This window comes from Pseudomonas sp. MOIL14HWK12:I2 (assembly GCF_000510745.1).
Classification (GTDB): domain Bacteria; phylum Pseudomonadota; class Gammaproteobacteria; order Pseudomonadales; family Pseudomonadaceae; genus Chryseomonas; species Chryseomonas oryzihabitans.
Genome location: NZ_AZOA01000003.1, coordinates 466,517 through 485,637 on the forward strand (window position 1 = coordinate 466,517; position 19,121 = coordinate 485,637).

The window sequence follows — 19,121 nt, forward strand, 5'->3', positions numbered from 1 at the left end:
GTCAGGCCTCCTCGGTCAGGTTGATCAGGTGCAGTTCGCCGTGGCGCGCCGGCCGACGCTGGCCACGCTCCTTGACGAAATGGATGTCCGGGTCGCTGCCGCGCTGGTTGACGAAGGTACGGAAGCGCTTGAGCTTGTCCGGGTCGTTCAGGGCGTTGGCCCATTCGCATTCGTAGCGATCCACCACCAGCTGCATCTGGGCTTCCAGCTCGGCGCCCAGGCCCAGGCTGTCGTCGATGATCACCTGCTTGAGGTAGTCCAGCCCGCCTTCCAGGGACTCGCGCCACACCGAGGTGCGCTGCAGGCGGTCGGCGGTGCGGATGTAGAACATCAGCAGCCGGTCGATGTAGCGGATCAGCGTCTCGTCGTCGAGGTCGGTGGCGAACAGCTCGGCGTGGCGCGGGCGCATGCCGCCATTGCCGCAGACATAGAGGTTCCAACCGTTCTCGGTGGCGATCACGCCGATGTCCTTGCTCTGCGCCTCGGCGCACTCGCGGGTGCAGCCGCTGACCGCGAACTTGAGCTTGTGCGGGGCGCGCAGGCCCTTGTAGCGGTGCTCGATGTCCAGCGCCATCTTGACGCTGTCCTGCACCCCGTAGCGGCACCAGGTACTGCCGACGCAGCTCTTCACCGTGCGGGTCGACTTGCCGTAGGCATGGCCGGTCTCGAAGCCGGCGGCGATCAGCTCGCCCCAGATATCCGGCAATTCGTGCAGCTGGGCTCCGAACAGGTCGATGCGCTGGCCGCCGGTGATCTTGGTGTAGAGGTCGTATTTCTTCGCCACCTGGCCGATGGCGATCAGGCCTTCCGGGCTGATCTCGCCACCCGGGATGCGCGGCACCACCGAGTAGGTGCCGTTCTTCTGCATGTTGGCCATGAAGGTGTCATTGGTGTCCTGCAGCGGCACCAGGTGCGGATCGGTGATGGGGGCGTTCCAGCAGGACGCCAGGATGGAGCCCACCGCCGGCTTGCAGATGTCGCAGCCATGGTGCCCGCGCCCATGCCGCGCCAGGAGCTCTTCGAAGCTCTCGATACCCTCCACCCGCACCAGGTGATAGAGCTCCTGGCGGGTATGGGCGAAGTGTTCGCAGAGACTCTTGTCGACCTCGACGCCCCGGGCGATCAGCTCGTGCTCGAACACCTGCTTGACCAGCGCCGCGCAGCCGCCGCAACCGGTGGCGGCCTTGGTGCAGCTCTTGATGCCGGCCAGATCGGTGCAGCCGGCGTCGATGGCGGCGCAGACTGCGCCCTTGGTGACGTTGTGGCAGGAACAGAGGGTGGCGGTGGCCGGCAGGGCATCGGCGCCCAGGGTCGGGGCGCCCTCGCCCACCGGCATGATCAGGCTGGCCGGATCCTGGGGCAGCGGGATGCCGTTCTGGGCGTATTGCAGCAGGGTGTCGTAGTAGCTGTTGTCGCCCACCAGCACGGCGCCGAGGACGTGCTTGCCGTCGGCGGACACCACCAGGCGGCGGTAGCTGGCGCTGGCTTCGTCGATGTAGCGATAGCTGCGCGCGCCGGGCGTGGCGCCGTGGGCATCACCGATGGAGCCCACGTCCACGCCCAGCAGCTTGAGCTTGGTGGACATGTCGGCGCCGGTGAAGGGCGTGGCCTGACCGTGGCAGAGGGTGGCGGCCACCAGGCGCGCCATCTGGTAGCCCGGGGCGACCAGGCCGAAGATGCTGCCGTTCCAGGCGGCGCACTCGCCGATGGCATGGATGAAGGGGTCGCTGGTCAGGCAGCCGTTGTCCACGGCCACCCCGCCGCGGGCGCCGAGTTCCAGGCCGCAGCCGCGGGCCAGGGCGTCCTGGGGACGGATGCCGGCGGAAAACAGGATCAGGTCGGTCTCGAGGAAATCCTCGCCGGCGAAGTTCATGCGGTAGCGGTACTCGCTGCCGGCGGTGATGTTCTGGGTGGCCTTGGACAGGTGCACGCCTACGCCCAGGTCCTCGATGCGCTGCCTGAGCGCGGCGCCGCCCAGATCGTCCAGCTGTACCGGCATCAGCCGCGGGGCGAACTCCACCACGTGGGCTTCCAGGCCCAGGGATTTCAGCGCATTGGCCGCTTCCAGGCCGAGCAGGCCACCGCCCACCACCACGCCGCGGCGCGCGCGGGCGGCGGCCAGGCGGATGGTGTCCAGGTCGTCCAGGGTGCGATAGACCAGGCGCGAATCGCCCTCGGCGCCCTCGATGGGCGGCACGAAGGGATAGGAACCGGTGGCCAGCACCAGGCGGTCGTAGCCAAAGGCGCCCTCGGGGGTCAGCACCTCGCGCTGCTCGCGGTCGATGGCGGTCACCGCGCAGCCCAGGTGCAGCACCAGGCCGGGCACGGCATAGAGACCGGCTTCGCTCATGGCCAGGGATTCGGCATCGCGACCGGCGAAGTACTCGGAGAGATGGACCCGGTCATAGGCGCGCTGGCGCTCTTCGCCGAAGACATGGATCTCGTAGTGGTCCAGGGCGCCGGCCGCCAGCAGCTGCTCGACGAGGTGATGGCCGACCATGCCGTTGCCGACGACGATCAGGCGTTCTTTGCGGGTCACGATGCTGTTCATGGAGGCTATCCCCCGGCCGAGGCCAATCAGGTTGATTCGCGGCAAATAAAAAGGCGCCTGAAACCTTGCGGTCTCAGGCGCCTTTGCCTGTTCTAGTAGGGAGGAGCCCTTGGCTCTGCTCCGTGCCCGTCGCCTGCAGTGGCTGTCGATCGCCGTTGATCGACCGGGCGACCCGAATGGGCGGGTCTGCCAGAGCTTTTGCATCGGTTGTGCCAGTTTCGTCGGCTGGCCCGCAGATCGGCCACTGGCGCGGGCTGCAGCCCGCCAAGCGGCTTGCCGGCGCCGGTCCGGACGGCTGCCGACTGGAACCACAACGGTGCAAGGCAGGGCCAGCCTGCCCTGTCCCGGCGCATCTCGACCGCCAGGGCTGCGACCCCGCCAAGCGCCACCGCCACCCCGCCAGGCCAACAGTCATGCGCTCCCCGCGCGCACCGGACCAAGCTGGCGCGAGCCTTGCTAAATCCCTGGCATGGAGCGGTCAACGTCGATCGCCCCCTTCACGACAAAGGCGCCGTGTTCGCCTCCCTCCGGGGAGCGCGACCGGCGCCTTTTCGCTTTCTGGTTTTCGAAGGATCCTTGCCATGACCACTACCCACCTCAAGAGCGTCTGCCCCTACTGCGGCGTCGGCTGCGGGATCGTCATGCAGGTGGAAGACGGTCGGGTCACCAAGGTCAGCGGCGATCGCGACCACCCCGCCAACCGCGGCCGCCTCTGCACCAAGGGCAGCACCAGCCACCAGGCGCTGGTGGACAGCGGACGCATGGAGCAGGCCTATGTCCGCCACGACCGCTCCCACGAACCGGTGCAGACCGGGCTGGAGCAGGCCGTCGCCGTCACCGCCGAGCGCCTGCGCGCCATCCTCGAACGCGACGGACCCGACGCCATCGCCTTCTATGTGTCCGGGCAGATGTCGCTGGAGGCCCAGTACCTGGCGAGCAAGCTGGCGCGGGGCTTCATCGGCACCAACCAGCTCGAATCCAATTCCCGCCTGTGCATGGCCAGTGCCGGCACCGGCTACAAGCTGTCCCTCGGCGCCGACGGTCCACCCGGTTCCTATGACGACCTCGACCGCGCCGACCTCTTCCTGGTCAGCGGCGCCAACATGGCCGACTGCCATCCCATCCTCTTCCTGCGGCTGCTGGACCGGATCAAGCGCGGCGCCCGGCTGATCGTCGTCGATCCCCGGCGCACCGCCACCGCCGAGAAGGCCGATCTCTTCCTGCAACTGCGTCCGGGCACCGATCTGCTGCTGCTCAATGGCCTCTTGCACCTGCTGCACGCCGAGGGCTATCTGGACGACGCCTTCATCGCCGCCCATACCGAGGGCTGGGCGGCCATGCCGGCCTTTCTCGCCGACTACAGCCCGGCGCGCGTGGCCGCCGGGACCGGGCTGGCCGAGGCGGACATCCGCACCGCGGCGCGCTGGATCGGCGAGGCCGGTGAATGGACCAGTCTCTGGACCATGGGCCTGAACCAGAGCACCCATGGCACCTGGAGCACCAACGCCCTGTGCAATTTGCACCTGGCCACCGGCAAGATCTGCCGCCCCGGCAGCGGCCCCTTCTCCCTGACCGGCCAGCCCAATGCCATGGGCGGACGCGAGATGGGCTACATGGGGCCCGGCCTGCCCGGCCAGCGCAGCCTGCTGTCCGCCGCCGACCGCGCCTTCGTCGAGCGTGCCTGGAAGATTCCGGAAGGCACCCTGCACACCCGCCTGGGCCAGGGCACCGTCGCCCTGTTCGAGGACCTGGCCGCCGGCACCGTGAAGGCCTGCTGGATCATCTGCACCAATCCGGTGGCCAGCGTGGCCAATCGCGACACGGTCATCCGCGGGCTGCAGGCCGCCGAACTGGTGATCACCCAGGACGCCTTTCTCGACACCGAGACCAACAGATACGCCGACATCCTCCTGCCCGGCGCGCTCTGGGCCGAGGCCGACGGAGTGATGATCAATTCCGAGCGCAACCTGACCCTGGCCCCCCAGGCCGTCAACCCGCCCGGCGCGGCCCGCGCCGACTGGCAAATCATCGCCGACGTGGCCTGCGCCCTGGGCTATGGCGAACACTTCACCTACGCCTCGGCCGCCGAGGTGTTCGACGAGATCAGGCAATTCCACAACCCCCAGACCGGCTACGACATCCGCGGCGCCAGCCATGCCCGGTTGCGCGAGACGCCGCTGCAATGGCCCTGCCCCAGCGCAGAGAGCGATCCGCGCCAGCCGATCCGCTATCGCAACGACGGCCGCAGCCAGACCCTGCGGCTGGACGAGACCGGCGAACCCAGCGCGCTCAACTTCGCCACCCCCAGCGGCAAGGCGCAATTCTTCGCTCGCCCGCACCTGGACCCGGCGGAACTGCCCGATGCCGATTACCCCTTCGTGCTCAACACCGGGCGTCTGCAGCACCAGTGGCATACGCTCACCAAGACCGGCAAGATCGCCGCGCTGAATCGCCTCAATCCGGCGCCCTTCGTCGAGGTACATCCCCAGGACGCCCAGGCCCTAGCACTCAAGGACGGCGATCGCCTGGAAATCGCCTCCCGCCGTGGACGTGCGGTGTTGCCGGTGACGATCAGCGACCGGGTGCAGCCCGGCAACTGCTTCGCCCCCTTTCACTGGGCCGACGTCCAGGGCAGCGACCTGGCCATCAATGCCGTCACCAGCGACGCCGTCGATCCGCTCTCGCTGCAACCGGAACTCAAGGTCTGCGCGGTGCGCCTGACCCGGGTCGCCACCATCCCCCACCGCCAGCTGCCGGCCGACGAGCCGGTCACCGAGAGCGTCCAGCAACCCGCCCTGGCGCGGCTGGCCGATCTCACCGGGGTCGCCACCGCGGTACGGCCCCAGCTCAGCGCGGCCGAACGCACCTACCTGGCCGGCTTCATGGACGGCCTGCGCGACGGGGGCGCCCAGGGCGTGCCCTGCCTGCCGGCCCAGGCGCCGCTGGCCGCCGACACCCGCCTCTGGCTCGATGGCCTGCTCGCCGGGCTATTCAGCCGCCTGCCGCAAAGCCAGAGTGCCGGCCTGCCCCAGACCGCTACCGCGCCGGCCGATCTGGTGGTGCTCTGGGCGTCCCAGACCGGCAACGCCGAAGCCCTGGCCGAGCGCTGCGTCGCCCGCCTGTGCCAGGCCGGTCTCACCGTCGAATTGCACGACATGGCCGCCTATGCCGTGGAACGCCTGCGCGGTGCCCGCCGCGTCCTGCTGGTGAGCAGCACCTTTGGCGACGGCGAGGCCCCGGACAATGGCCAGGCCTTCTGGCAGGGCCTCGGTCGCCTCGATGCCTCCCTCGCCGAGCTGGACTACGCCGTGCTGGCCCTGGGTGATTCCACCTACGAGCAATTCTGCGGCCACGGCCAGCGCCTCGACGCCCGCCTGGCCGAACTCGGCGCCCGCCGCCTCTGCCCGCGCCTTGACTGCGACGCCGATGGCCTCGACGCCGCCGACGCCTGGCTGACCGCCCTGCAAGGGCAGCTGGCGCCCCAGGCCGCCCAGGTGCCCGTCGCCCCTCCGACCACGAGCGGTCGCCCGACGGCGGTGCCCGCGCGGCTGGTCATCAACCAAAGACTCAACGGTGCCGGATCGAACAAGGAGGTGCGGATGTTCGGTTTCGAATCCGCGCAGCCCCTGACCTACCAGGCCGGCGACGCCTTGAGCGTGAAGGCGCGCAACTGCCCGGAACTGGTCGAGGAGGTGCTCGCCCTCGCCGGCCTGGACGGCGAACAAGCAGTCGCGGTGGCCAAGGTCGGCGAGCTGTCGCTGCGCCAGGCGCTGAGCGAACACTATGAGATCGCCCGTCCCAACCCCGAGACCCTGGCGCTGATCGCCGAGCGCAGTGGCGCTGCCGAGTGCCACGCCCTGCTGGGCAACCGGGATGAACTCAAGACCTGGCTCTGGGGCCGGCAACTGGCCGATGTGCTGGCGCGCTATCCCGCCCGCCACGATGCCGGCGAATTGCTCGGCAGCCTCAAGCGCCTGCAACCGCGCCTCTACTCCATCGCCTCCAGCCCCCTGGCCCATGCCGGCCAGGTGCACCTCACGGTCTCGGCGGTGCGCTACGGTCAGCGCAAGGGCGTGGCCTCCACCTTTCTCGCCGACCGTCTGCAGGACGCCACCACCGAGGTGCATGTCCAGCCTTCACGTCACTTTCGCCTACCGGACCAGGGCGACGTCCCGCTGATCATGATCGGCCCCGGCACCGGCATCGCGCCCTTCCGCGGCTTTCTCCATGAGCGCCGCGCCCGGGGCGACCAGGGCCGCAACTGGCTGTTCTTCGGCGAACAGCACGCCGCCCATGACTTCTACTACCGCGACGAGCTGGAAGCCTTCCAGCGCGATGGCCTGCTGAGCGAACTGAGCCTGGCCTTTTCCCGCGACCAGGCCGAGAAGATCTATGTGCAGGATCGCCTGCGCGAACGCGGCGCCGAGGTCTGGCGCTGGCTGCAGGACGGCGCCCGCGTCTATGTCTGCGGCGATGCCAGCCGCATGGCCAGGGACGTCGACCAGGCCCTGCGCCAGGTGGTGGCGACCCATGGCCACCTCAGCGACGAGGCCGCCGCCGACTATGTGCGCGGGATGAGCGAGCAGAAGCGCTATCTGAAGGACGTCTACTAGCGCCAGTCGCTATAGCACCGCGCGCACCAGGCGGGTAAAGGCCTCGATGGCCTCGCGCTCGCCCAGCGCCCCGCGCACCACGGCCGCGGCCAGGGCCTCGCCGGCGCCGACCAGGCCGATGCAGGACACCTGCAACTCCGCGGCGGACCTCGTGCTGTGCGGCGTGAGCACCGCCGCCACCATCCGGGTGCCGTGCTCCAGCAACTCCTGATACACCGCGGTCTTTTCCTCGCTCCCTGCCAGGGCCGCCGCCAGCACGCCGACCTCGCCCTGCATGTCGGTCACGCAACGGATGTAGCCCTCGGCCAGCGCCGCGGTGGCCTCTTCGGCGCTCTGCTGCCGGGCCGTCATGGCCTGGCGAAAGGCATCCATCTGCGCCAGATCGAGCCAGCGATAGAGTTCGATGAGCAGTCCCGAGCGGGTACCGAAATGCTCGTAGACGACCGGCTTGGAGACGCCTGCCTGTACGGCCAGATAGCCCAGGGTCAGGCGATCCGCGCCCTCTTCCCGGACGATGAGCCGCGCTGTTTCCAGCAATTGCTGACGCCGCGCCGCCTTAGAAAGACGCCGCCCGGCACCATCGGAGATCGGTTTTTCAGGGGTGGATCGCTCTGCCACTGGTCACGTCTTCTTGAAAACCTACTAAAGGTAGGTTAATTCTGATTTAGAACCTACTCTTGGTAGGTTAACGCGGGGAGCAGCTGCTGGCCAGCTGGCGGTGCGGTCTCCGCGATCTCAGCACTGCAGCCACGAGGACAGCATCATGCCACTGCAACCCATACTCTTTGCCGGCGGTTCGGGCACGGTAGGCCGCCAGGCCGTCCACTGGTTCCGCCAGCGCCAGCCTGACTGGCCGCTGCTGGTGGGGGGCCGCAACCTCGCCACGGCCGAGGACGTCGCCCAGGCCGCCGGCCAGGCCCGAGCGGTGGGCCTGGATCTCGACCAGCCGGGGCTGGGACTGGATCCCGCCCTCACCCCGGCAGCCATCATCATGCTGGCACCGGATCAGGCCCTGCACGGCCTGCGTCTCGCCCAGCGCCTGGGCATCCCCTATCTCAATGCCAACACCGGCGTCACCGAATTGGGGCCGGAAGTCGCCCAGTTCATGCACCACCCCGGCGCCCATGCCCTGGTGCTGTCCAGTCACTGGGCTTCGGGCGCCGCCCTGGCGCTGGCGCTCGATCTCGCCCGCCGCTTCACCCGGGTCGCGGCCATCGGGGTGGAGGTCTTGCTGGATGAGGAAGATCCGGCCGGTCCCCTGGCCTGGGAAGACATGGAACGGGTGCACAGCTCGGCGCCCGCGGCCCTGGCGTTTCGGCATGGGCGCCGCCACTGGCTGAGCGGTGCCGACCTGCAGGGCAGCGTCACGGCGCTGGACGGTCGCACGCTGGCCGCCACGGCCTTTGGCTCCATCGATCTGTTGAGCCTCTGGGCCACCACCGCCGCGCCGGAGCTCCGCTTCGACATCGCCATGGGCGAGTCCTCCAGCCGGCGGCGGGGCGCGGAAACGGCGGCCGAGATCGCGGTCAGGGTGACCGGCGAAAGGGACGGCCAGACCACCACCGCACGGTCCGTGCTGGAATTCAGCCAGGGGCAGGCCTCGCTGACTGCCCTCGGGCTGGTGCTGTCGCTGGAGCGGGCGCTGGGCCTGGTGGGCGGAGAGCCACTGCCGTCCGGTCTCTATATGCCCGAACAGCTCTGGGCGGCCGACTGGTTTCTGCAGGAGTTGCAGCGGGAGGGCGCGGTGCTGCATCACCCGGTGGACGGGCACTGAGCTCAGGAAATGGCGGAAGGCAGTGGGAGTCGAACCCACCCGGGAACGGCTGCCGTCCCCAACCGGGTTTGAAGCCCGGCCACGCCACCGGGCGTGATTGCCTTCCTCTGTTGCGCTAGCCCTCGGCGGCGCGGGCCCAGGCGCTGTCCGGGCGGACCCGGCGCTCGTCGCCGAAGCGACGGGTGAAACCGATGCGATCCAGGCATTCGAGGATCTGGATGCTGCGCTTTCGACCGATGCCGAGGGCATCGCGAAAGGCCGCGGCGCGAATGATCCCTGCTTCGCGCTCCAGGCGCAATGCCTCACTGGCCGCGGCTTCCAGACTCGCCTGGGGATAGAAGAGATCCTTGACCACCTGGGTCAGTTCCCCCAGCCGGGCCAGTTTGCGCAGCAACAGGCGCACCTCGGCCTCGGGCTGACCCAGGCTCTTGGCGAGATCGCGGGTCCAGGGCGGATCGAAGCGCTGGGCCTCCAGCAGCGGCCAGAGCCGGGCCTTGAGCCCCTCCTCCGCTTCGGTGAGGCGTACCCGGTGATCGGGCAGGTGCAGCCAGGGACCGCTGCTCTGCAAGTGTCCCTCGGCCAGGGCCGTCTCCAGCAGCGCCAGATAGACGGGCCGCTCCAGTTCCGGCGCGGCGATGCGGCGCAGACGATCCCGATCCGGTCCCAGTTCGTCGGGTTGCTCCTGGTGAAAGGTAGCCAGCGCCACGCCCAGGCGCTCGAGTGCCGCCTGCCACAGAGCCGCCGCGAACAGCCGCGGACCGACCCGCGTGTCCACCCTCAGGGTATCGGCGGGCAATTGCCAGTCGCCTTCGGGGCGGTTGAATTGCCGGGCCAGCAGTCGCGGATCGAGCCCGCCTGCGGCCTGGGCCAGGAGTTCGGGCAGGGCTTCCTCCAGGCCGCCCTGCCGCAGCGCCTGGAGTTGCGCCAGACGCTGCGGGGTGCGGCGATGGCGGGCCGGGGCGAAGGGATCGAGCAGCCGCGCACCGCCCAGGGTGCGCTGGGCGGACTGGTCGCGCAGCACCAGGCGATCACCGTGCACTCCGTGCAAAGGCGCATTGAGCACCAGTTGCGCCAGGGCAGTGGCATCCGGGGCGAGGCTGTCACCTTCCAGCAGGGCGACGCGCCCGGTGAGATCCTGGGCGCCCAGGTGCACGTGCACCGGCGTCCAGTGCGTCAGGTTGCGCGCCTCGCCGGGCAGCAGGCGCAGCTCCACGTCGATGCGGGTGGTGGGCGCGTGCAGCGCCTCGGCCACCAGCCAGTCGCCGCGGGCGAGGCTGTCGGTGCTCAGGCGCTCGCCCGCCAGATTGAGCGATACGCGCTGACCGGCCTGGGCGGTTTCTGCCGCGCGATTCTGCGCATGCAGCCCCCGCACCCGCAGTCGCTGGCCGCGCGGGGTGAGGATGAGCTCGTCACCAACGGCCACCTGGCCGGCGAAGGCGGTGCCGGTGACCACCACCCCGGCCCCGGCGACGCTGAACACCCGGTCTACCGCAAGGCGAAAGCCACCGCGGACGTTGCGCTGGCGCACCTGGTCCAGGGCCGCAAGCAAGGCGGCGCGCAACGCGGGGATACCGGCGCCGCTGGGGCTGGCCACCGGATACAGCGGCGCCCCGGCGAAGGGCCCGGCAGCCAGCAGCGCACTGACCTCCTGACCCACCTGCGCCAGCCGCTCGGCGTCCACCCGATCGGCCTTGGTCAGGGCCACCAGCAGCCGGGGAATGCCGAGCAATTCGAGGATCGCCAGGTGCTCGCGGGTCTGGGGCATGACGCCATCGTCGGCCGCCACCACCAGCAGGGCCAGATCCAGGCCGCTGGCACCGGCCAGCATGTTGTGCACGAAGCGCTCGTGGCCGGGCACGTCGATGAAGCCGGTGAGGCCGCCGTCGCCCAGATCGGCATAGACATAGCCCAGGTCGATGGTGATGCCACGCGCCTGCTCTTCACGGCGGCGGTCACCGGCGACTCCGGTGAGGGCCTGGATCAGCGCGGTCTTGCCATGGTCGATGTGGCCGGCGGTGCCGATGATCATGGGGACGATACCAGGCGGGAGAACAGGGGCGTCATAGGGGCTCCAGGCGGCGGACTGGCGCTCAGGGTAGCGGCGCCCCGCGCGCCCGCCTAGCCGTGATGCTCGCGCAGGAAGGCCACGAAGGCGCGCAGCGGGGCTGGCAGCTGGCGGCGATCCGCGTAGTAGAGCCGCGGACCGGGAAAGGACGGGGACCAGTCCGCCAGCACTTCCACCAGGCGGCCGTCGGCCAGGGGCGCAGCCAGGTAGTCGGCGAAGGAATAGATGAGGCCGACGCCGTCGAGGGCGGCCTGCAGTTCCAGGTCGAGTGCCGAAGCCAGCAGGCGACTGCCCGGCGCGATGTTGATGACCTCGCTGCCGCGCTCGAAACTCCATTGCGCCACCAGGCCGCTGGCGAAGCGATGCCCGATGCAGGAATGCCGGACCAGGTCGGCGGGATGCGCCGGTACGCCATGCTGTTCCAGGTAGGCCGGGGTTCCGGCCACGGCGAATCTCTGGGTGACCGGGCCCAGCCGCACGCTGATCATGTCGGCTTCCAGGTGCTCGTCGTAGCGCACCCCGGCATCGAAACCAGCGGCGAGCACGTCGATCAGCCGGTCCTCGGCCACCACCTCCAGGCGAATGCCCGGATACCGGGCCAGGAAGGGGCCGATCAGCGGCGGCAGCAGCACCCGGGCGACGATGGTGGGCACATTGAGTCTCAGGCTGCCCACCGGGCTTTCGCCCTCGGCATTGATCGCGTCCAGCGCGCCGCGCACCTCGCGCAGGGCCGGGGTAAGGCGTTCCAGCAGGCGCTGGCCAGCCGCGGTGGGCGTCACGCTGCGGGTGGTGCGGTGTAGCAGCCGCACATCCAGTTCCTGCTCCAGCCGCCGCACCGCATCGCTCAGCGAAGAGGCGGCCACGCCACGCACATAGGCAGCGCCGCGAAAGCTGCGGGCCTCGGCCACGGCGGCGAAGGCCGCCAGGTCATCCAGATTCAAGATGCCCCCATTGTACGGCTAGGCGAACAGGTCGTTGTGTCACGACCGGATTATCGCACGGCACCCTGGCGACTAGAGTGAAGCCTCATCCATCTGACGAGGAATCCCTTATGCAACAGCGTCGCTTGGGCCAGCAGGGCCCCCTGGTATCCACGCTCGGTCTGGGCTGCATGGGCATGTCCGATCTCTATGGCGCCGCCGACCGTGGCGAGGCCATCGCCACGGTCCAGGCCGCCCTCGAACGCGGCGTCACCCTGTTCGACACCGGTGACTTCTATGGCATGGGCCACAACGAACTGCTCCTGGGCGAAGCCTTGCGCGGCCGCCGCGATAGTGCCCTGATCAGCGTCAAGTTCGGCGCCCTGCGCGGTCCGGGCGGCGAGTGGCTGGGCTACGACGCCCGGCCGGCGGCGATCAAGAATTTCGTCGCCTACAGCCTCAAGCGCCTGGGCGTGGACCACATCGACATCTATCGCCCGGCGCGGCTGGATCGCCAGGTGCCCATCGAGGACACCATGGGCGCCCTCGCCGAGCTGGTGCAGGCCGGCTACATCCGCCACATCGGCCTTTCGGAGGTGGGCGCCCAGACCCTGCGGCGGGCGGCCGCGGTGCACCCGGTCTGCGACCTGCAGATCGAGTATTCGCTGGTCTCGCGCGGCATCGAGGCCGAGATCCTGCCGACCTGCCGCGACCTGGGCATCGGCATCACCGCCTATGGCGTGCTCTCCCGCGGTCTGCTCAGCGGTCACTGGCGCCAACCCTCGGGCAGCGGCGACTTCCGCGCCCTCAGTCCGCGCTTCCAGCCGGGCAACGTGGAGCGCAACCTGGCGCTGGTAGAGGGCCTGAAGCAATTCGCCGAACGCCGCGGCACCACCCCGGCCCGGCTGGCGGTAGCCTGGGTCGCCGCCCAGGGCGAGGACATCGTGCCGCTGGTGGGTGCTCGCCGCCGCGCTCAGCTCGACGAATCCCTCGGTGCGCTGGAGGTGACGCTGAGCGATGCGGATCGCGCCGAACTGGAACGCCTGCTGCCGCCAGGCGCGGTGGCCGGCGATCGCTACGGCGAACATCAGCTGCGCGATCTCGACAGCGAACGCTGAGCCACGCCCGTTAGCAAAAGCCCGCCTTGCGCGGGCCTTTGCGTTTCAGCGCTCGGCCGGACGCTCCTGCATCAGCACCCAGGGCGCCACCACCACCGCCCACAGCGCCACCGCGGGCGCCTCCAGCCGGCGCCGCGCGCGCGCTTCGTCGACCTTGGCCAGCTGGCCCTGCTGCAGCCACAGACCCACCTGGGCGGCATCGTCCTCGGTCACGGCGATGGCCGCCTCGATCAGGTCCAGCTCGGGCGCCACTTCCAGCAGCACGCCCCGCGCAAAATGCGGTTGCAATTCTTCCCAGCCGATGGCGGCCGTCTGCCCGAGCAGGGTGGCGTAGCGCGTTGCGTGATCGGTCATGGTGCGGGCCTCGCGAAAAGGGCGGATTCTACCGTCGCCCTCCCCGCTTGCCGAGCGCCCGGACGCACGGTCGACAAGTCCGACAAGTTGTCGTCGCCAGCTTTCCAAGACGAACAGACGGTGATTAAACTGCGCGGCGCGTCATAAAGAACAAAATCGGCACATTTTCGCTTCCAACTGCCTCATTAATAAAAGCATTCCGAGTGGAGCACTCATGAAAAAGGCAACTCTGCGTTTCTCCCGCTTGGTCGCGGCCCTGGCCCTGGCCGGCATGGCCAGCCACACCCTGGCAGCCGACACCCTGAAGATCGGTCTGGCCGGCCCCAAGACCGGTCCGGTCGCCCAGTACGGTGACATGGAGTTCATTGGTGCCCAGATGGCCATCGAGCAGATCAACAAGGCCGGCGGCGTCAAGGGCAAGCAGCTCGAAGGCGTGATCTACGACGACGCCTGCGATCCCAAGCAGGCCGTGGCGGTTGCCAACAAGATCGTCAACGATGGCGTCAAGTTCGTCGTCGGCCACCTCTGCTCCAGCTCCACCCAGCCGGCCTCCGACATCTATGAGGACGAAGGCATCCTGATGGTGACCCCGGCGGCCACCAGCCCCGACATCACCAACCGTGGCTACAAGCTGATCTTCCGCACCATCGGCCTGGACAACATGCAGGGCCCGACCGCCGGCAAGTTCATCGTCGAGCACGTCAAGCCGAAGATCGTCGCGGTCATCCACGACAAGCAGCAGTACGGCGAAGGCATCGCCACCGCGGTCAAGCAGACCCTGGACAAGGCCGGCGTCAAGGTCGCCGTGTTCGAGGGCATCAACTCCGGCGACAAGGACTTCTCCTCGCTGATCGCCAAGCTCAAGCAGGCCAACGTCGACTTCGTCTACTACGGCGGCTACCACCCCGAGCTGGGCCTGATCCTGCGTCAGGCGGCCGAGAAGGGCCTGACCGCCAAGTTCATGGGTCCGGAAGGCGTGGGCAACAGCTCCATCTCCGCCATCGCCGGCAAGGCCTCCGAAGGCCTGCTGGTCACCCTGCCGCGCTCCTTCGACCAGGATCCCAAGAACCAGGCCCTGGTGCAGGCGTTCAAGGACAAGAAGCAGGATCCGAGCGGTCCCTTCGTGTTCCCCTCCTACGCCGCCGTGCAGGTCATCGCCGAAGGCATCGCCAAGGCGGGCGACGAGAAGCCCGAGGATGTGGCCAAGGCGCTGCGCAGCAACACCTTCAACACCCCCACCGGCGAGCTGGCGTTCGACGAAAAAGGCGACCTGAAGAACTTCGAGTTCGTGGTCTACGAATGGCACGCCGACGGCACCAAGACTGAAGCCAAGTAAGCCCTGCCTGTAACACCGGAGCCCACCGCCAACGGCGGTGGGCTTCGTTTATCCGCCTCCATCCGAGGCCTGGGACCTGCACCAGAAGTGCACTTGGGTCCCCTGGAGACACCCATGCCCGAGTTCTACCACTACCTGCAACAGCTGGTGAACGGCCTCACGGTCGGCAGCACCTATGCCCTGATCGCCATCGGCTACACCATGGTCTACGGCATCATCGGCATGATCAACTTCGCCCATGGCGAGGTGTACATGATCGGCTCCTACGTGGCTTTCATCGCCATCGCCGGCCTCGCCATGCTGGGCATCCACAGCCTGCCCATCGTCATGCTCGCCGCCTTCGGCGCCAGCATCATCATCGCCAGTGCCTACGGCTACAGCATCGAACGCATCGCCTATCGCCCCCTGCGCGGCGGTAACCGGCTGATCCCGCTGATCTCGGCGATCGGCATGTCGATCTTCCTGCAGAACTGGGTGCTGCTGGCCCAGGACTCCAAGGACAAGTCGATCCCCAACCTGCTGCCGGGCAACTTCATCATCGGCACCGACGCCATGAATGGCGTGGTGATCTCCTATGTGCAGGTGCTGATCTTCATCGTCACCCTGCTCACCATGTTCGGCCTGACCTGGTTCATCTCCCGCTCCCGCCTGGGCCGCGCCTGCCGCGCCTGCGCCGAGGACATCAAGATGGCCAACCTGCTGGGCATCAACACCAACGGCATCATCGCCCTGACCTTTGTCATCGGCGCCACCCTGGCCGCCGTGGCCGCGGTGCTGCTGGGCATCCAGTACGGCGTGATCAACCCGAGCCTGGGTTTCCTGGCCGGCATCAAGGCCTTTACCGCCGCCGTGCTCGGCGGCATCGGCAGCATCCCCGGCGCCATGCTCGGCGGCCTGGTGCTGGGCGTGGCCGAGGCCTTTGGCGCCGACGTCTTCGGTGACCAGTACAAGGACGTGGTGGCCTTCAGCCTGCTGGTGCTGGTGCTGCTGTTCCGCCCCACCGGCATTCTCGGTCGCCCGGAGGTGGAAAAGGTATGAGTGCCCGTCTGCGAACCGCCTTCTTCAGCGCCCTGCTGGTGCTGGCCGTCGCCTACCCCATCCTCGGCCTCAAGCTGGAGACGGTGGGCGTCAATCTCGAAGTGCACGGCGCCACGCCGCGCACCCTCTGGATCGTGGCCCTGGCCGCGGTGCTGATGTTCGTCTGGCAACTGGTGCGTGACCAGGTCACCGCCGGCTGGCGCCGCAGCGGCGGCCTGCCGTTGCCGGCCACCGGCCTGGGCACCAAGCTGACCGAACCCAAGACCCAGCGCTGGGTGATCCTGGGCCTGGTGCTGGTCGCCCTGGTGTGGCCCTTCTATGGCTCGCGCGGCGCGGTGGACATCGCCACCCTGATCCTGATCTACGTGATGCTCGGCCTCGGCCTGAACATCGTGGTGGGCCTGGCCGGTCTGCTCGACCTGGGCTACGTCGGCTTCTATGCCGTCGGCGCCTACACCTACGCCATGCTCTCCCACTACTATGGCCTGGGCTTCTGGGTCTGCCTGCCGCTGGCGGGACTGATGGCGGCGCTGTTCGGCTTCCTGCTCGGCTTCCCGGTGCTGCGCCTGCGCGGCGACTACCTGGCCATCGTCACCCTGGGCTTCGGCGAGATCATCCGCATCCTCTTGCGCAACCTCACCGAATGGACCGGCGGTCCCAACGGCATCAGCGGCATCGACAAGCCGACCCTGTTCGGCCTGACCTTCGAACGCCGCGCACCCGAGGGCATGACGCCCTTCCACGAGTACTTCGGCATCCCCTACAACTCCGAATACAAGGTGATCTTCCTCTACCTGATCGCCCTGCTGCTGGTGCTGCTGACCCTGTTCGTGATCAATCGCCTCCTGCGCATGCCCGTCGGTCGCGCCTGGGAAGCCCTGCGCGAAGACGAGATCGCCTGCCGCGCCCTGGGGCTGAATCCCACGCTGATCAAGCTCTCGGCCTTTACCCTGGGCGCCTGCTTCGCCGGTTTCGCCGGCAGCTTCTTCGCCGCCCGCCAGGGCCTGGTGTCGCCGGAATCCTTCACCTTCATCGAATCGGCCATCATCCTGGCCATCGTGGTGCTGGGCGGCATGGGTTCCCAGCTCGGCGTGATCCTCGCGGCCATCGTGATGATCCTCTTGCCGGAGCTGATGCGCGAATTCAGCGAATACCGCATGTTGATGTTCGGCCTGCTGATGGTCGTGATGATGATCTGGCGTCCGCAAGGCCTGCTCCCGATGCAACGCCCGCACCTGGAGTTGCGCAAATGAGCCAAGCCCTTCTCGATGTCTCCGGCCTGTCCATGAGGTTCGGCGGCCTGCTGGCCGTCAACGGCGTCAACATCCGTGTGGAACAGGGCCAGGTGGTCTCGCTGATCGGTCCCAACGGTGCCGGCAAGACCACGGTGTTCAACTGCCTAACCGGCTTCTACCGGCCCAGCGGCGGCGAGATCCTCCTGCGCGGCGAGGCCATCCAGGGCCTGCCCGGACACAAGATCGCCCGCAAGGGCGTGGTGCGCACCTTCCAGAACGTCCGCCTGTTCAAGGAAATGACCGCGGTGGAGAACCTGCTGGTGGCCCAGCATCGCCACCTCAACACCGGCTTCCTGGCCGGGCTGTTCAAGACCCCGGCCTTTCGCAAGAGCGAAGCCGAGGCCATGGACTACGCGCGCTTCTGGCTGGAACAGGTCAACCTCACCGAGTTCGCCAACCGTAACGCCGGCAACCTCGCCTACGGCCAGCAGCGCCGCCTGGAAATCGCCCGCTGCATGATGACCCGCCCGCAGATCCTCATGCTCGACGAGCCGGCCGCCGGTCTCAACCCGCGCGAGACCGAGGACCTCAAGGCGCTCATCGCCCTGCTGCGCGCCGAGCACGGCGTCACCGTGCTCTTGATCGAGCACGACATGCACCTGGTAATGAGCATTTCCGACCACATCGTGGTGATCAACCAGGGTACCCCCCTGGCCGACGGGACGCCGGAGCAGATCCGCAACAATCCCGACGTGATCAAGGCCTACCTGGGCGAATCCTGATGGAGACCTCCATGCTGCAGTTCGACAACGTCTCCACCTTCTACGGCAAGATCCAGGCGCTGCATGGCGTCAGCGTGCAGGTGAACCGGGGCGAGATCGTCACCCTGATCGGCGCCAATGGCGCCGGCAAGTCCACCCTGCTGATGACCCTCTGCGGCACCCCGCGCGCCCATGGCGGCAGCATCCGCTACGAAGGCGAGGAACTGGTCGGCCAGGAAACCGCGCAGATCATGCGCAAGGGCATCGCCGTGGTACCGGAAGGCCGCCGGGTGTTCGCCCGCCTGACCGTGGAAGAGAACCTGGCCATGGGCGGCTTCTTTACCGACAAGCACGCCTATGAACGCCAGCTGGAGAAGGTCCTCGGCCTCTTCCCGCGACTCAAGGAGCGCTATGCCCAGCGCGCCGGCACCATGTCCGGCGGCGAGCAGCAGATGCTCGCCATCGGCCGAGCGATGATGAGCGAGCCGCGCCTGCTGCTGCTCGACGAGCCGTCGCTGGGCCTGGCGCCCATCATCATCCAGCAGATCTTCGAGATCATCGAGCAACTGCGCCAGGATGGGGTGACGGTGTTCCTGGTCGAGCAGAACGCCAACCAGGCGCTCAAGCTGGCCGACCGCGGCTATGTGCTGGAGAACGGCCGCATCGTCATGCAGGACAGCGGCGCCGAACTGCTGGCCAACCCGGACGTGCGCAAGGCCTATCTGGGCGGTTGAGCATGCCGTCGCTGCCCGAAACGCTTCAACCTCGGCGCAGCGAAGCCCAACGATGCCGTAGCGTGGAAAACGGCGCAGCCTTTTCCACTGGGGGGTTTCGCGGTGAAGCGCGCCCTCACCCCAACCCTCTCCCTCAGGGAGAGGGGGCTATCCATGCAACGCGTAGGTTGGGTTGAGACAGCTCCACCGTCGAAGCCCAACGGTGCCGTAGCGTGGCAAACGGCGCAGCCTTTCCACTGGGGCTTCACAGCGAAGCGCGCCCTCACCCCAGCCCTCTCCCGCAGGGAGAGGGGGCGATCCAAGCAGCGCGTAGGTTGGGTTGAGACGGCTCCATCGTCGAAGCCCAATAGCACCGTAGCGTGGAAAACGGCGCAGCCTTTTCCACTGGGGTTTCGCAGCGAAGCGCACCCTAACCCCAGCCCTCTCCCGCAGGGAGAGGGGGCGATCCATGCAACGCGTAGGTTGGGTTGAGACAGCTCCACTGTCGAAGCCCAACAGCACCGTAGCGTGGAAAACGGCGCAGCCTTTTCCACTGGGGGCTTCACGGTAAAAGGTGCCCTCACCCCAGCCCTCTCCCGCAGGGAGAGGGGGCTGTCTGCACAGGCGTTGAGCACCATCGCCC

13 protein-coding genes and 1 tRNA gene are annotated in these 19,121 nt (G+C 68.2%); 8 read left to right on the forward strand and 6 right to left on the reverse strand.

Annotated features, from left to right (window positions below):
- Position 1 precedes the first annotated feature (1 nt).
- The gene (gene nirB, locus PSK12I2_RS0102205; RefSeq protein WP_027597117.1) at positions 2–2,551 is read right to left on the reverse strand and encodes a nitrite reductase large subunit NirB; all 2,550 of its coding nucleotides are present in this window, start codon (positions 2,549–2,551) and stop codon (positions 2–4) included.
- Positions 2,552–3,132: 581 nt separating this feature from the next.
- On the opposite strand from nirB, the gene PSK12I2_RS0102210 reads away from it, so the two are divergent.
- Positions 3,133–7,164, forward strand: coding sequence for a bifunctional nitrate reductase/sulfite reductase flavoprotein subunit alpha (locus tag PSK12I2_RS0102210; RefSeq protein ID WP_027597118.1), 4,032 nt, complete (start codon positions 3,133–3,135; stop codon positions 7,162–7,164).
- Positions 7,165–7,173: 9 nt separating this feature from the next.
- Here PSK12I2_RS0102210 and PSK12I2_RS0102215 read toward each other — a convergent pair whose 3' ends face one another.
- Positions 7,174–7,701: a TetR/AcrR family transcriptional regulator gene (locus PSK12I2_RS0102215; protein WP_027597119.1), complete on the reverse strand. Its 528-nt coding sequence runs from the start codon at positions 7,699–7,701 to the stop codon at positions 7,174–7,176.
- 226 nt (positions 7,702–7,927) lie between these two features.
- Here PSK12I2_RS0102215 and PSK12I2_RS0102220 point away from each other — a divergent pair, with 226 nt between their 5' ends.
- Positions 7,928–8,938 carry a hypothetical protein gene (locus PSK12I2_RS0102220; RefSeq protein ID WP_027597120.1) on the forward strand — a complete coding sequence of 337 codons (1,011 nt, stop codon included), beginning with the start codon at positions 7,928–7,930 and terminating at the stop codon, positions 8,936–8,938.
- A gap of 10 nt (positions 8,939–8,948) precedes the next feature.
- Here the strand turns inward: PSK12I2_RS0102220 and PSK12I2_RS0102225 are convergent.
- From PSK12I2_RS0102225 to PSK12I2_RS0102235, 3 genes are all read right to left on the reverse strand, one after another.
- Positions 8,949–9,044, reverse strand: a tRNA-Sec gene (locus PSK12I2_RS0102225).
- A 9-nt stretch (positions 9,045–9,053) separates the two neighbouring features.
- Positions 9,054–10,967 (reverse strand): selenocysteine-specific translation elongation factor, encoded by a 1,914-nt coding sequence (gene selB, locus PSK12I2_RS0102230; protein ID WP_027597121.1) that lies wholly within the window; start codon positions 10,965–10,967, stop codon positions 9,054–9,056.
- Positions 10,968–11,056: 89 nt separating this feature from the next.
- A complete protein-coding gene (locus PSK12I2_RS0102235; RefSeq protein WP_027597122.1) occupies positions 11,057–11,944 on the reverse strand; it encodes a LysR family transcriptional regulator in 888 nt (295 codons plus the stop codon).
- 110 nt (positions 11,945–12,054) lie between these two features.
- Between PSK12I2_RS0102235 and PSK12I2_RS0102240 the strand changes: the two genes are divergently transcribed.
- Positions 12,055–13,041, forward strand: coding sequence for an aldo/keto reductase (locus PSK12I2_RS0102240; protein ID WP_027597123.1), 987 nt, complete (start codon positions 12,055–12,057; stop codon positions 13,039–13,041).
- A gap of 45 nt (positions 13,042–13,086) precedes the next feature.
- Here the strand turns inward: PSK12I2_RS0102240 and PSK12I2_RS0102245 are convergent, their stop codons facing one another.
- Positions 13,087–13,395: a DUF2288 family protein gene (locus PSK12I2_RS0102245; protein WP_027597124.1), complete on the reverse strand. Its 309-nt coding sequence runs from the start codon at positions 13,393–13,395 to the stop codon at positions 13,087–13,089.
- 214 nt (positions 13,396–13,609) lie between these two features.
- Between PSK12I2_RS0102245 and PSK12I2_RS0102250 the strand changes: the two genes are divergently transcribed.
- The 5 genes from PSK12I2_RS0102250 to PSK12I2_RS0102270 all read left to right on the forward strand — a co-directional run bounded on the left by PSK12I2_RS0102250 (position 13,610) and on the right by PSK12I2_RS0102270 (position 18,499).
- The gene (locus PSK12I2_RS0102250; protein WP_007159570.1) at positions 13,610–14,731 is read left to right on the forward strand and encodes a branched-chain amino acid ABC transporter substrate-binding protein; all 1,122 of its coding nucleotides are present in this window, start codon (positions 13,610–13,612) and stop codon (positions 14,729–14,731) included.
- Positions 14,732–14,845: 114 nt separating this feature from the next.
- Entirely contained in the window at positions 14,846–15,769 is a 924-nt protein-coding gene (livH, locus tag PSK12I2_RS0102255; protein WP_007159571.1) for a high-affinity branched-chain amino acid ABC transporter permease LivH, read from the forward strand.
- On the forward strand, positions 15,766–17,022 hold the full coding sequence (locus PSK12I2_RS0102260; protein ID WP_027597125.1) for a high-affinity branched-chain amino acid ABC transporter permease LivM: 1,257 nt from the start codon (positions 15,766–15,768) through the stop codon (positions 17,020–17,022). The genes livH and PSK12I2_RS0102260 overlap by 4 nt, the downstream gene beginning before the upstream one ends.
- Positions 17,019–17,786: a high-affinity branched-chain amino acid ABC transporter ATP-binding protein LivG gene (gene livG, locus PSK12I2_RS0102265; protein ID WP_007159573.1), complete on the forward strand. Its 768-nt coding sequence runs from the start codon at positions 17,019–17,021 to the stop codon at positions 17,784–17,786. Before PSK12I2_RS0102260 ends, livG begins: the two co-directional genes overlap by 4 nt.
- Positions 17,787–17,797: 11 nt before the next feature.
- Entirely contained in the window at positions 17,798–18,499 is a 702-nt protein-coding gene (locus PSK12I2_RS0102270) for an ABC transporter ATP-binding protein (protein ID WP_027597126.1), read from the forward strand.
- The last annotated feature ends 622 nt before the right edge of the window (positions 18,500–19,121 follow it).

What these genes read in the sequence shown, in the direction of transcription:
- nirB (WP_027597117.1), bottom strand. Translation starts at nt 2,551, where the DNA reads ATGAACAGCATCGTGACCCGCAAAGAACGCCTGATCGTCGTCGGCAAC.
- PSK12I2_RS0102210 (WP_027597118.1), top strand. Translation starts at nt 3,133, where the DNA reads ATGACCACTACCCACCTCAAGAGCGTCTGCCCCTACTGCGGCGTCGGC.
- PSK12I2_RS0102220 (WP_027597120.1), top strand. Translation starts at nt 7,928, where the DNA reads ATGCCACTGCAACCCATACTCTTTGCCGGCGGTTCGGGCACGGTAGGC.
- selB (WP_027597121.1), bottom strand. Translation starts at nt 10,967, where the DNA reads ATGATCATCGGCACCGCCGGCCACATCGACCATGGCAAGACCGCGCTG.
- PSK12I2_RS0102240 (WP_027597123.1), top strand. Translation starts at nt 12,055, where the DNA reads ATGCAACAGCGTCGCTTGGGCCAGCAGGGCCCCCTGGTATCCACGCTC.
- PSK12I2_RS0102245 (WP_027597124.1), bottom strand. Translation starts at nt 13,395, where the DNA reads ATGACCGATCACGCAACGCGCTACGCCACCCTGCTCGGGCAGACGGCC.
- PSK12I2_RS0102250 (WP_007159570.1), top strand. Translation starts at nt 13,610, where the DNA reads ATGAAAAAGGCAACTCTGCGTTTCTCCCGCTTGGTCGCGGCCCTGGCC.
- livH (WP_007159571.1), top strand. Translation starts at nt 14,846, where the DNA reads ATGCCCGAGTTCTACCACTACCTGCAACAGCTGGTGAACGGCCTCACG.
- PSK12I2_RS0102260 (WP_027597125.1), top strand. Translation starts at nt 15,766, where the DNA reads ATGAGTGCCCGTCTGCGAACCGCCTTCTTCAGCGCCCTGCTGGTGCTG.
- livG (WP_007159573.1), top strand. Translation starts at nt 17,019, where the DNA reads ATGAGCCAAGCCCTTCTCGATGTCTCCGGCCTGTCCATGAGGTTCGGC.
- PSK12I2_RS0102270 (WP_027597126.1), top strand. Translation starts at nt 17,798, where the DNA reads ATGCTGCAGTTCGACAACGTCTCCACCTTCTACGGCAAGATCCAGGCG.